The sequence below is a fragment of the Sanguibacter sp. Z41_6 genome, assembly GCF_059621145.1.
Window position 1 is genome coordinate 20,608 of sequence record NZ_JCAQIF010000006.1, and the last position, 12,570, is coordinate 33,177.

Annotated in this window: 10 protein-coding genes; 4 read left to right on the forward strand and 6 right to left on the reverse strand. The window is 69.8% G+C overall.

The genetic code is table 11. The features are described from left to right. Positions 1-105: 105 nt before the first annotated feature. The 5 genes from gap to uvrC all read right to left on the reverse strand — a co-directional run bounded on the left by gap (position 106) and on the right by uvrC (position 6,345). Positions 106-1,110, reverse strand: coding sequence for a type I glyceraldehyde-3-phosphate dehydrogenase (gene gap, locus AC54T1_RS12750; protein ID WP_484344387.1), 1,005 nt, complete (start codon positions 1,108-1,110; stop codon positions 106-108). A gap of 228 nt (positions 1,111-1,338) precedes the next feature. After that, complete coding sequence (whiA, locus tag AC54T1_RS12755) at positions 1,339-2,319, reverse strand: DNA-binding protein WhiA (protein ID WP_484344386.1); 981 nt, start codon at positions 2,317-2,319, stop codon at positions 1,339-1,341. Between the two features lie 64 nt (positions 2,320-2,383). Then, entirely contained in the window at positions 2,384-3,358 is a 975-nt protein-coding gene (locus AC54T1_RS12760) for a gluconeogenesis factor YvcK family protein (RefSeq protein WP_496912171.1), read from the reverse strand. A 6-nt stretch (positions 3,359-3,364) separates the two neighbouring features. Beyond that, a complete protein-coding gene (gene rapZ, locus AC54T1_RS12765) occupies positions 3,365-4,303 on the reverse strand; it encodes an RNase adapter RapZ (protein ID WP_484344384.1) in 939 nt (312 codons plus the stop codon). Then, entirely contained in the window at positions 4,300-6,345 is a 2,046-nt protein-coding gene (gene uvrC, locus AC54T1_RS12770) for an excinuclease ABC subunit UvrC (protein WP_496912172.1), read from the reverse strand. Before uvrC ends, rapZ begins: the two co-directional genes overlap by 4 nt. A 152-nt stretch (positions 6,346-6,497) precedes the next feature. On the opposite strand from uvrC, the gene AC54T1_RS12775 reads away from it, so the two are divergent. Beyond that, positions 6,498-6,983, forward strand: a complete 486-nt coding sequence (locus AC54T1_RS12775; RefSeq protein ID WP_496912173.1) for an OsmC family protein — start codon at positions 6,498-6,500, stop codon at positions 6,981-6,983. A gap of 3 nt (positions 6,984-6,986) precedes the next feature. On the opposite strand, the gene uvrA is transcribed toward AC54T1_RS12775, so the two are convergent. After that, the gene (gene uvrA, locus AC54T1_RS12780) at positions 6,987-9,926 is read right to left on the reverse strand and encodes an excinuclease ABC subunit UvrA (RefSeq protein WP_496912174.1); all 2,940 of its coding nucleotides are present in this window, start codon (positions 9,924-9,926) and stop codon (positions 6,987-6,989) included. Positions 9,927-10,037: 111 nt separating this feature from the next. Between uvrA and AC54T1_RS12785 the strand changes: the two genes are divergently transcribed. From AC54T1_RS12785 to AC54T1_RS12795, 3 genes are all read left to right on the forward strand, one after another. Continuing rightward, positions 10,038-10,796 (forward strand): MBL fold metallo-hydrolase, encoded by a 759-nt coding sequence (locus AC54T1_RS12785; RefSeq protein WP_496912175.1) that lies wholly within the window; start codon positions 10,038-10,040, stop codon positions 10,794-10,796. 80 nt (positions 10,797-10,876) lie between these two features. Further along, positions 10,877-12,190, forward strand: a complete 1,314-nt coding sequence (locus AC54T1_RS12790; RefSeq protein ID WP_496912176.1) for a sensor domain-containing phosphodiesterase — start codon at positions 10,877-10,879, stop codon at positions 12,188-12,190. A gap of 68 nt (positions 12,191-12,258) precedes the next feature. Continuing rightward, the gene (locus AC54T1_RS12795) at positions 12,259-12,546 is read left to right on the forward strand and encodes a YciI family protein (RefSeq protein WP_484344378.1); all 288 of its coding nucleotides are present in this window, start codon (positions 12,259-12,261) and stop codon (positions 12,544-12,546) included. Positions 12,547-12,570 lie beyond the last annotated feature (24 nt).

Below are 12,570 nucleotides of genomic sequence, written 5' to 3' on the forward strand. Positions count from 1 at the left end.
GGACACAGATACGTCCGCGTGAGTGACCCTCGCCAGACGGCTGGTACTCACGCGGACGCATCATGGGGTTCGGGTCAGGACCCGAGTCGCTTCGCTAGGCGAAGCTCAGAGCTTCTCGCCGACGAGGACCGTGAGGTCCACGAGGCGGTTGGAGTAGCCCCACTCGTTGTCGTACCAGGAGACGACCTTGACCTGGTCGCCGATGACCTTCGTGAGGCCGGCGTCGAAGATGCTCGAGGCCGGGTCCGTGACGATGTCGGAGGAGACCAGCGGGTCCTCCGTGTAGACGAGGATGCCCTTGAGGGGGCCCTCGGCGGCAGCCTTGATCGCGGCGTTCACCGACTCCACGGTGACCTCCTTGGAGGCCGTGAAGGTGAGGTCCGTCGCCGAGCCTGTGGGCACGGGGACGCGGAGCGCGTAGCCGTCGAGCTTGCCCTTGAGCTGCGGGAGCACGAGCGCCACGGCCTTGGCCGCACCGGTCGACGTCGGGACGATGTTGACCGCGGCCGCACGCGCACGACGGAGGTCCTTGTGGGGGCCGTCCTGGAGGTTCTGGTCACCCGTGTAGGCGTGGATCGTCGTCATGAGGCCACGCTCGATGCCGAAGGCCTCGTCGAGGACCTTCGCCATGGGCGCGAGGCAGTTCGTGGTGCACGACGCGTTCGAGATGATGTGCATCGTCTCGGGGTTGTAGTCACCCTCGTTGACGCCGATGACGAACGTGCCGTCCTCGTTGCTCGCGGGAGCCGAGATGATGACCTTCTTCGCGCCGGCCTCGATGTGGGCCTTCGCCTTCGTCGCGTCCGTGAAGAATCCGGTGGACTCGATGACGATGTCCGCACCGAGCTCGCCCCAGGGGAGCTTGGCCGGGTCGCGCTCGGCGAGTGCCTTGATCTTCTTGCCGTCGACGGTGATGGAGTCCTCGTCGTAGCTCACGTCCGCAGCGAGACGACCGAGCACAGAGTCGTACTTCAGCAGGTGGGCCAGCGTCTTGTTGTCCGTGAGGTCGTTGACACCGACGATCTCGATGTCCGTCCCGGCAGCAAGAATGGCGCGGAAGAAGTTACGTCCGATGCGGCCGAAGCCATTGATTCCGACGCGGATGGTCAAAATACCCTCCTCAGGTCGCGCCGGATGGTCCGACGCACACAATTGTTGACAAAGTTTCACGTACGCCGACGTACGCTGATCCCTACCGTCCGGAGCCATGCGCCGTCGCACCGAGGCCCTGTGGCCTGCCGCGGGCGCTGGTCAACCGGACGACTCGAGCCTATACCCCCGCGGGTCGTCGTGTGAGGACGATCGTCCCGATGAGACGGGGTGGATGCACCACCATCGTCAGAGATCGAGAAGATCCGCGCTGAGACCCGCCTCGGTATCGGGAATTCCGAGGTCCTGAGCTCGCTTGTCCGCTGTGGCGAGCAGCCGACGAATACGTCCGGCCACGGCGTCCTTCGTCAGCGGTGGGTCCGCCAGCTGCCCGAGCTCCTCGAGGGATGCCTGCTTGTGCGCGAGGCGGAGCTCGCCCGCCTCCCGCAGGTGCTCGGGCAGATCGGGGCCGAGGATCTCGAAGGCACGCTCCACGCGAGCACCCGCCGCGACGGCCGCCCGGGCGGAACGCCGCAGGTTCGCGTCGTCGAAGTTCGCGAGACGGTTGGCGGTCCCGCGGAACTCGCGGCGCAGGCGGCGTTCCTCCCAGACGACGACGGCCTCCTTCGCACCGAGCCGTGAGAGCAGCGCCCCGATGGCCTCGCCGTCACGGATGACGACGCGGTCGACCTCCCGGACCTCCCGGGCCTTGGCCGAGATCCCGAGGCGGCGTGCGGCACCCACGAGAGCGAGCGCGGCCTCCGGCCCCGGGCACGTGACCTCGAGCGCGGACGACCGCCCGGGCTCGGTGAGGGAACCACGCGCGAGGAACGCGCCACGCCACGCGGCCTCTGCCTCGGCGGTCCCGGCGGAGACGACCTGGGGCGGCAACCCTCGGACCGGGCGGCCGCGGCTGTCGAGGAGCCCTGTCTGGCGCGCGAGGGACTCACCGTCCTTGACCACCCGGATGACGTACCTGCTGCCACGTCGGATCCCGCCCGCCGAGACGACGATGATCTCGCTCGTGTGGCCGTAGACGTCAGAGATCGCCTCGCGGAGTCGCCGTGCCGCGATCGCGGTGTCGAGCTCGGCCTCGATGACGATGCGACCCGAGATGATGTGCAGCCCTCCGGCGAACCGCAGCATCGCGGCGACCTCGGCCTTGCGGCACGACGTCTTGTCGACCTTCAACCGCGCGAGCTCGTCCTTCACCTGTGCCGTCAGCGCCATGTGCCCAATCCTGCCACTGCTCCTGCGGGGCTCGGTGCGGCTGCGTGACCACCAGCGTGAGCAGTCACCGTGTCACCGTCCCCACGTCACCGAGAAATCGGTCGAAGACGTCCCGGTACGCCGCGGCGAGCCGCAGGTCGTCGTGCCGGGGCGTGCCGTCACCCCTGCGGACCTGCCGCATGAGCAGCGTCGCCCCCATGTTCTCCACCTCTTGCAGCAGCAGCTCAGGGTCCTCGACGGCCGACGGGTCGGCGATCACCGCATCGATGTGCAGGTCGGGCGCGTGCCGGTAGAGCGCGCGCAGGTGCTCGATCGTCGTCATGCCGAGCGTCTCGTCGGTCTCGCTCGCGAGGTTGAGGGTGAGGCACCTGCGCGCGGTGGTGGCGTGCAACGCCTCAGCGAGCTCAGGGACGAGGAGGTGCGGCATCACGGAGGAGAACCATGACCCTGGACCGAGGACGACCCAGTCCGCGGCCATGAGCGCCTCGACGGCCTCGGGCCGCGCCGGCGGGTTGTCGGGGACGAGCCGGATCCGCTCGACCCTGCCGGCCGCCAAGGCGACCTGCGACTGTCCGACGACCGTGACGACACCACCGTCGATCGCGACGTCGGCCTCGATCGACAAGGGCACGGACGCCATGGGCAGCACCCGGCCGCGAGCGCCGAGGAGACGTCCGACCCAGTCGAGGCCTTCGACGCAGTCACCGAGGAGCTCCCACAGCGCGACGATGAGCAGGTTCCCGACCGCGTGCTGGTCGAGATCGCCGGAGGACGTGAAACGGTGCTGGAGCAGGTCCCGCCACGTGCGGCCCCACTCGGAGTCGTCGCACAGCGCGGACAGCGCCATCCGGAGGTCCCCCGGCGGGAGCACACCGAGCTCCTCACGGAGACGACCGGAGGACCCACCGTCGTCGGCGACGGTGACGATCGCCGTGAGGCGGTCGGACATGAGCCGGAGGGCGGAGAGGCTGGCGGACAGGCCGTGGCCGCCACCGAGGGCGACGACCGCAGGGTTCTGTCCGCTCGTGCTCGACGGCACGGGCGGCTACTCCTTTCCGAGGTCGCGAGCGGTCACCGCGACCCGGTGACCACGTTCGCGCAGCCTGCGGGCGATCTCCTCGCTCGCGGCCACCGAACGGTGCTTGCCGCCCGTGCACCCGATCGCGAGGGTGACGTACCGCTTCTCCTCGTGGAGGTACCCCGCGAACACCGGCTCGAGCGCCTCGAGGTAGCGGTCGATGAACTCTGACGCTCCCGGCAGGCCGAGCACGAAGTCCCGCACGGGCTCGTCCCGGCCGGTGAGGTGCCGCAGCTCGGTGATCCAGTAGGGGTTGGACAGGAAGCGCATGTCGACGACATGGTCCGCATCGAGCGGGATCCCGTACTTGAACCCGAACGACAGGACGTTCACCCGCAGCGCCTCGGTGGTGCCCTCCGCGACGGACTTGCGGACCTCGCGCGCGAGGTCGTGGACGTTGAGCTCGGACGTGTCGATGATGACGTCGGAGCGTTCCCGGATCGCCCGCAACAGCTGCCGCTCGACACCGATCCCGTCGAGGATCCGGCCGTCACCCTGGAGCGGGTGCGGTCGCCGGACCTGCTCGAAACGCCGGACGAGCACCTCGTCGGACGAGTCGAGGAACAGGATGCGGTACGGGATCGCTCGCTTGCGGAAGCGCGCCAGGACCTCAGTGAGGTCGTTGAAGAACTCCCGGCCACGGACGTCCACGACCGCGCCGACCCGGGTGATCGCCGATCCCGTCCGCGTCATCATGTCGACGAGCGGCACGAGCATCCTGGGCGGCAGGTTGTCGACGACGTACCAGTCGAGGTCCTCGAGCACCATCGCGGCCCGGGAGCGGCCCGCCCCGGACATCCCGGTGATGATGAGGACCTCGCTCTCCTCAGGTGCGGCAGGGTGTGTCGTCGCCTCGACCTGGGGGATCCCCTGCGGGACGGTCATGGGTGCCGGTTCGCTGCTCATGCGCCCAGCATGCCAGGTCGGTCCGCGGTGGACCGCTCCTCGCCGGACGGTTCCACCGCCACCGGGCCCTGCTGCGGCGCGAGCGCGGCCACGACGGCCTCAGCGGTGCGCCGCCCCATGCCCGGCACCGACTCGATCTCCTCGGCCGACGCCGCACGCAGGCGCTTGAGCGACCCGAAGTGCCGCAGCAGCGCGGCCTTGCGGGCAGGCCCGAGGCCGGGGATGTCGTCGAGCGCCGAGACAGTCATCCCCTTGCTGCGCTTCTTGCGGTGCGCCGAGATCGCGAACCTGTGCGCCTCGTCGCGGACGCGTTGCAGGAGGTAGAGGCCCTCGGACGCCCTGTTGAGGATCACCGGGTAGTCGTCACCCGGCACCCACACCTCCTCGAGGCGCTTGGCGAGGCCGCACAGCGCCACGTCGTCGATCCCGAGGTCGGCGAGCGCGCGGGCGGCCGCGGCGACCTGGGGTGGTCCACCGTCGACGACGACGAGGTTGGGCGGGTACGCGAACCTCTTGCGCTCACCCTCCGGCTCTCCGTCGCTCGCGTCGGGGCCGACCTCTCCCCCGGGCATGTCCGCCTCGAGCTCACCGACGGCGATGCGGTCGGCGACGTACCGCCGGAACCGCCGGGTGATGACCTCGTACATCGCTGCGGTGTCGTCACGCGCACCGTCGCCGTCCGGGCCTCGCACGGTGAAGGTCCGGTACTCGCTCTTGCGTGCGAGCCCGTCCTCGAACACGACCATGGACGCCGTCTGGAACGTGCCCTGGGTCGTGGAGATGTCGTAGCACTCGATCCGCAGGGGTGCGGTCGCCAGACCGAGGGCCTCCTGGAGCTCCTGCAGCGCCTGGGACCGCGTCGTCAGGTCACCGGCCCGGCGGGTGCGGTGCAGCGCGAGCGCGTGCTCGGCGTTCTTGCGCACCGTCTCCGCAAGCTCACGCTTGTCCCCACGCTGGGGCACCCGGACCTCCACCTTCGCGCCTCGCAACCCGCTGAGCCACGCAGCCACCTCTTCGTGGTGCGCGGGGAGCACCGGTACGAGCACCTCCCGCGGAACCACGCTGTCGGCCCTCGCCGCCTGCGCGTCACCACCGGCGCTCTCGTCCGCCGTGCCGTACACCTGCTGCAGGAGGTGCTCGACGAGGTCGGCGTCCGTGACGTCCTCGACCTTCTCGACGATCCAGCCCCGCTGACCGCGGATCCGGCCGCCCCTGACGTGGAACACCTGCACCGCCGCTTCGAGCTCGTCACCCACGAGAGCGAAGATGTCCGCGTCGGTCGCGTCCTGCAGGACCACCGCGTTCTTCTCCAGTGCCCGCTCGAGGGCCTGGATGTCGTCGCGCAGGCGAGCGGCCTGCTCGTACTCCATGTTCCGGGCGGCCTCGTTCATCCGTTCGGTCAACCGTCGGACGAACGTCGCGGTCTCACCCGCCATGAACGAGCAGAAGTCGTCGGCGAGCGCACGATGGTCCTCGATGCTGATGCGCCCCACGCACGGGGCGGAGCACTTGTCGATGTACCCGAGCAGGCATGGCCGGCCCGACTGCTCGGCGCGCTTGTACACACCGGCGGAGCAGGTGCGGACGGGGAAGACACGCAGCAGCAGGTCGAGGGTCTCGCGGATCGCCCAGGCGTGCGCGAACGGACCGAAGTATCGCGTGCCGGGTCGTTTGACGCCCCGCATGACCTGCGCGCGCGGCACCTTCTCGCCCATCGTCACCGCGAGGTAGGGGTACGACTTGTCGTCGCGGTACTTGACGTTGAAGCGCGGGTCGTACTCCTTGATCCAGGAGTACTCGAGGGCGAGGGCCTCCACCTCCGTGCCGACGACGGTCCACTCCACGGAGGCCGCCGTCGTCACCATCGTCCGGGTGCGCTGGTGCAGGGCCGAGAGGTCCTGGAAGTAGCTCGAGAGCCTCGCTCGCAGGTTCTTCGCCTTGCCGACGTAGATGACCCGACGGTGCTCGTCACGGAACCTGTACACGCCGGGGGTCGTGGGAATCTCGCCCGGCGCGGGTCGGTAGGTCACTGGATCGGCCATGCCTTCGAGCCTAGTTGAGGCGTCCGACACCCAGCACAGGACCCCGTCGCCTCCGGGGCGGGAGCAGGTCCCGCTCGTCCGCGGTCACCGTGGACGAGGAGAGCGGAACGTGACTGGTGTCACATTCGCGGCGATCCGGCTACCGTGTGCCGATGGGAGCCTTTCACTCGTACACCGCCACGATCACCTGGACCGGAGCCGGCGCGACCGGCACCTCGAGCTACCTGGCGTACTCACGCGACCACACCGTGTCGATCGAGGGGAAACCCCCGATCCTCGCGAGCTCGGATCCGGCGTTCCGCGGCGATCCGCACCGTCCCAACCCGGAGGAGCTCTTCGTCGCGTCGCTCGCCCAGTGCCACATGCTGTGGTTCCTGCACATGGCCGCTCAGCACGACGTCGTCGTCACCGAGTACGCGGACACGCCGGTGGGGACCATGCGGGTGGACACCGCGGGTGCCGGACAGTTCACCGAGGTCGAGCTCCGACCGCGCGTCGTCCTCGCGGACGTGAGCCCGGCAGATGCGACCGCCCTGCTGCTCGACCTCCACCAGCGCGCCCACGACCACTGCTTCCTCGCGCGCTCGGTGAACTTCCCCGTCCGCGTGAGCCCTCTCGTGCCCGCGAGCGTCACCTGACCATCATGAGGTGAGCTTCGCGCGCTTCCGTGGGGCCTTCGCCTTCGCCGCCGGCTTGCTCGCCACCGCCGGGGGAACGAGCTTCCCGACCGGGACGGGCGGGTGCGGCGCCAGCACCTCCGCGAGGAACCGACCAGTGTGGCTCTCCGGGACGGCCGCGACCTTCTCGGGCGTGCCCTGGGCGACGACCAGGCCGCCCCCGGAGCCCCCCTCCGGACCCATGTCGATGACCCAGTCGGCATTCTTGATGACGTCGAGGTTGTGCTCGATGACGAGCACAGAGTTCCCCTTGTCCACGAGCGACTGGAGCACGGCGAGCAGCTTGCGGATGTCTTCGAAGTGGAGTCCGGTCGTGGGCTCGTCGAGCACGTAGATGCTGCGTCCTGTCGAACGCTTCTGCAGCTCGCTGGCGAGCTTCACCCGCTGCGCCTCACCACCGGAGAGCGTCGGAGCCGGCTGCCCGAGACGGACGTACCCGAGCCCGACGTCGACGAGCGTTCGCAGGTGCCGGGCGATCCCGGGCACCGCCGCGAAGAACTCGGCTGCCTCCTCGATGGGCATGTCGAGGACGTCCGCCACCGTCTTGCCCTTGAAGTGCACCTCGAGCGTCTCCCGGTTGTACCGAGCACCGTGGCACACCTCGCAGGGGACGTAGACGTCCGGCAGGAAGTTCATCTCGATCTTGATCGTGCCGTCACCCGAGCAGGCCTCGCACCGTCCACCCTTGACGTTGAAGGAGAAGCGTCCCGGCGTGTACCCGCGGACCTTCGCCTCTGCCGTCTCGGCGAACAGCCGGCGCACGTGGTCCCAGACTCCCGTGTACGTCGCCGGGTTGGACCGCGGGGTGCGGCCGATAGGGCCCTGGTCGACGTGGATCACCTTGTCGAGATGCTCAAGACCGGTGACCCGCTTGTGCCGGCCCGCGACCTGGCGGGCACCGTTGAGCTCGTTCGCGAGGACCGTGTAGAGGATCGAGTTCACGAGCGTGGACTTGCCGGACCCCGACACCCCGGTGACGGCCAGCAGCACCCCGAGAGGGAACGACACGTCGATGCCGCTGAGGTTGTGCTCCTTGGCACCGACGACCGTGAGCTTGCGTGACGGGTCGATGGGCCGACGCTGGGTAGGCATGGGGATCGAGCGCCGGCCGGCGAGGTACGCCCCCGTCACCGACTCGGGCGCCTCGAGCAGCCCCGCGTAGTCACCCGAGTGCACGACGCGTCCGCCGTGCTCGCCGGCGCCCGGCCCGATGTCGACGATCCAGTCCGCCTGTCGGATGGTGTCTTCGTCGTGCTCGACGACGATGAGCGTGTTCCCGAGGTCCCGCAGGCGGGTGAGGGTCTCGATCAGGCGACGGTTGTCCCGCTGGTGCAGGCCGATGCTCGGCTCGTCCAGCACGTACAGCACGCCGACGAGCCCGGAGCCGATCTGCGTGGCGAGCCGGATCCGCTGCGCTTCGCCGCCCGAGAGCGTGCCTGCTGCCCGCATGAGCGACAGGTAGTCCAGCCCGACGTCGAGCAGGAAGCCCAGGCGGTCCTGGATCTCCTTGAGCACCTGGGTCGCGATCGCGCGCTCGCGCACGCCGAGCTCGAGGGCATCGAGGAAGTCGCGGCACTCGCGGAGCGGCATCGCGCACACCTCGGCGATGGACTTCCCGCCGACGCGCACGGCGAGGACCTCGGGCTTGAGTCGCGTCCCGTCACAGACGGGGCACGGCACCTCCCGCATGTAGGCCTCGTACTTCTCCTTCGACCAGTCGGACTCCGTCTCGGCGTGGCGGCGCTTGAGAAAGGTGATCGCGCCCTCGAACCCGGTCGAGTACTGGCGCTCTCGCCCCCACCGGTTGCGGTACTTCACCTGGACCTCGTGGTCCTGTCCGTGCAGGACCGCGTTGCGGGCCCGCTCCGGCAACGCGCGCCAGGGGACGTCCATGGAGAACCCGAGGTCCTTGGCGAGGGAGCTCAGCACCCGGACGAAGTACTCGGACGAGATCTGGGCCCAGGGGGCGACGGCACCCTCGGCGAGCGTCTTGTCCTCGTCGGGGACGATGAGCTCGGGGTCGACCTCGAGCCGCACACCGATGCCGGTGCACTCGGGGCATGCCCCGTAGGGCGCGTTGAAGGAGAACGTGCGCGGCTCGATCTCCTCGAGCGCGAGGGCGTGGTCGTTGGGGCAGGCCCGGTGCTCCGAGAACCGACGCTCGCGCTGCGGGTCGTCGGCCGGTGCGTCGACCAGCTCGACGACGACGAGACCGCCGGCGAGCCCCAGCGCGGTCTCGATCGAGTCCGTGAGGCGCCGCTGCACCCCCTCGCGGGAGACGAGACGGTCGACGACGACCTCGATCGTGTGCTTGAGCTTCTTCTCGAGGACGGGCGGGTCGGTGAGCTGGACGACGTCACCGTCGACCCGGGCCCGCGCGAAGCCTTTCGCCTGAAGGTCCTTGAAGAGGTCCGCGTACTCGCCCTTGCGTCCGCGGACGACGGGCGCGAGGACCTGGTACCGGGTCCCCTCCGGCAGCTCGAGGAGGCGGTCGACGATCTGCTGCGGGGTCTGTGCCGTGACCCGCTCGCCGCACTGCGGGCAGTACTGGGTGCCGGCGCGCGCGAAGAGCAGCCGGAGGTAGTCGTACACCTCCGTGATGGTCCCGACCGTCGACCTCGGGTTGCGGTTCGTCGACTTCTGGTCGATCGACACCGCGGGCGAGAGCCCCTCGATGAAGTCGACATCAGGTTTGTCCATCTGCCCGAGGAACTGCCGGGCATAGGCCGACAGCGACTCGACGTATCGCCGTTGCCCCTCGGCGAAGATGGTGTCGAACGCCAACGACGACTTCCCGGACCCCGACAGGCCGGTGAACACGATGAGCTTGTCCCTCGGCAGATCCAGGTCGACGTTTCGGAGGTTGTGCTCACGGGCACCTTGGACGACGAGACGGTCACTCACCCGTCGATCGTAGGGGGAACGTCCGACATGCGCACGCGTGTTCGAACGTGCGCTCCCCCACACGGCTGTCGACCCAGGTGCCGGATCCCCGGCCTGCGCGCACAATCGACTATGCCGACCCCACCCCACGATGCACCCGTCCCCTACACCGGCGTCGTGCGCGCCGGGCTGGAGAGCGACGTCCGGGTGCTCCCCGAGCTCGTCGTCCGTAAGGCCAGCGTCGGCCAGATGGACAACAACGCCTACCTCCTGACGTGCCGGCGCACAGGTCACCAGCTGCTCATCGACGCGGCCGCAGACCCGGACCGGCTGCTCGCGCTCGTCCGTGAAGGGTCCGGGTCGGCGCGTCTCGACCTCATCGTCACCACGCACCGGCACGCCGATCATCACGGCGCCCTCGGTGACATGGTCGCCGTCACCGGGGCCGTGACCGCCGCGGGCGCGGACGACGCGGACGCCCTCGGGGTGCCCGTCGTCAAGCGGTTGCGCGCCGGGGACCGTATCGCGCTCGGCGAGGTCGAGCTCGAGGTGGTCGCGCTGCGCGGGCACACCCCCGGCTCGATCGCCCTCGCCTACACGGAGCCGTCCCTGTCCCCCGACGGCCCGCCGTCCAGCGATGCAGGCGGGGAGAGGCTCGCGGAAGGGGTGCCCGGTCGGACCCACCTCTTCACCGGCGACTCGCTGTTCCCCGGTGGCGTGGGCAACACCGGCGGCGAGGCCACGCGGTTCGCGCAGCTGCTCGGCGACGTCACGACGCGGGTGTTCGACCGGTACGGCGACGACACCTGGGTGTACCCCGGTCACGGGCCCGACACGACGCTGGGCGCCGAGCGACCGGCCCTCCCGTCGTGGGAGGAACGCGGATGGTGAGCGGCCCGCGTCACACCCCGGCAGCGACGTTGGTCGACGGCGATCCTCATGGGGCGCCGTCGTCTGTCGATATGACGCACGTGGAATCAGAGAACAGCGCCGGCGGCGCAGGAACGATGGTCGTCGATCACCCCGTGCAGGACGCGGAGGTGCGCGAGGCGGCGCCCGTGGAGGTCCCGCTCGATGCGCTCATCGCTGACCGCCGGCTGCACTGCGTCTACCAGCCGTTCATCGACCTGGAGACCGGCTCCGCATACGCGCACGAGGCGCTGCTGCGTGGCCCGGTCGGCTCGCCGTGGGCGTCGCCGCTCGTCCTCATCGAGGCTGCTCGCCGCACGGGACGTCTCGCTGAGCTCGAGGCGTACTCCCTGCGCACCTCGATCGCGGACGCCGCGCGCCTGTCCCTGGGTCGGCCCATGACCCTGTTCGTCAACGTCGAGCCCACGACGCTCACGCAACGGCTCGACGTCGTGCTCGACGCCCTCGCGACCCGGCCCGCGCACGTCCAGGTGGTCGTCGAGATCACCGAGCGGGCGCTGGCGGCGGACGTGGCCGCGATCTTGCACGGTGCCGAGCGTCTCCGGGCTGCCGGGTGTGCGATCGCGCTCGACGACGTGGGCCTGGAACCGGCCTCTCTCGCGTTCATCCCCCTGCTGCGTCCCGAGGTCGTCAAGCTTGACCTGGGGCTGCTCCGCAGCGTCGACGACATCAGCACGATCAGCGTGGCGGAGGCCGTCCGCGGGTACGCCGAGGAGTCAGGCGCCGAGGTCGTCGCGGAAGGTGTCGAGACGCAGGAGGACCTCCGGCGCGCACTCGTCCTCGGGGCCACGCTCGGTCAGGGCTGGCTGTGGAGCCACGGGGGCAGGAAGTTCAGTGCGACCGCGTCCCGTCCCGGCCGGTTCGCTCCGCGCCCCATCGGCGTGAGTCTGTGCGGCACACCGTACGACCTCGTCCGGAACTTCCGTCGGCTGCGGCTCGCGCCCAAGAGCCTTCTCCTGCCGATCTCTCGGACGCTCGAGATGATGGCCATCCAGTCGCGCATCCCCCCGCTGCTTCTCGCGGCGTTCCAGCACGGCTCGTTCTTCACCCCGGGCACGGCGCGCCGGTACGAGAACCTGGCGGAGACTCTTCCCTTCGTGGGTGCGTTGGCCGTCGACATGCCCAAGGCGCCGGCTGTCGGCGTCCGGGGAACGGCACTCGAGGAAGGCGACCCGCTGGCAGACGAGTGGACGGTCGTCGTCCTCGGGGCGCACCACGCAGCCGCTCTCATCGCGAAGGATCTGGGCGACGAGGGACCGGACGGTGAGCGTCAGTTCGAGTTCGTCGTGACGTATGACCGGGCAGTGGTGACCGCTGCGGCGCACGCGCTCGTGGGACGGCTCGCCCCCGGCTAGGTGCCGTGCGTGGCGAACATGGCGGTCACGGCGCACCTGTCGGGGCCGACCGGTGCTTCAATGGCGCCATGACGATCTACGCAGTGACCTACGTCTACGACGACCGCGCGGACGTGCGCGACGTCCACCGACCCGCGCACCGTGGCTTCCTGGGTGGCTTGTTCGCCGCCGGGATCCTGCTCGCGTCGGGACCGGTGAGCGTGGGCGAGATGCAGGGCGCTCTGCTCGTCGTGCGGGCGGACTCGACGGACGCGGTCGAGACGTTGCTCGACTCCGACCCGTTCCACGTCGAAGGACTCGTCGCCAGCCGCGCCGTCGCCGAATGGACCGTGGTGTTCGGCCCCTGGGCGGAATGAGTCGGCGACGGCCTGACGCGCAGG

Bases quoted from the DNA above. Each gene is read 5' to 3' on its own strand.
- uvrC (WP_496912172.1), bottom strand. From the start codon at position 6,345: ATGGCCGATCCAGTGACCTACCGACCCGCGCCGGGCGAGATTCCCACG.
- whiA (WP_484344386.1), bottom strand. From the start codon at position 2,319: ATGGCGCTGACGGCACAGGTGAAGGACGAGCTCGCGCGGTTGAAGGTC.
- AC54T1_RS12795 (WP_484344378.1), top strand. From the start codon at position 12,259: ATGACGATCTACGCAGTGACCTACGTCTACGACGACCGCGCGGACGTG.
- AC54T1_RS12785 (WP_496912175.1), top strand. From the start codon at position 10,038: ATGCCGACCCCACCCCACGATGCACCCGTCCCCTACACCGGCGTCGTG.
- rapZ (WP_484344384.1), bottom strand. From the start codon at position 4,303: ATGAGCAGCGAACCGGCACCCATGACCGTCCCGCAGGGGATCCCCCAG.
- AC54T1_RS12775 (WP_496912173.1), top strand. From the start codon at position 6,498: ATGGGAGCCTTTCACTCGTACACCGCCACGATCACCTGGACCGGAGCC.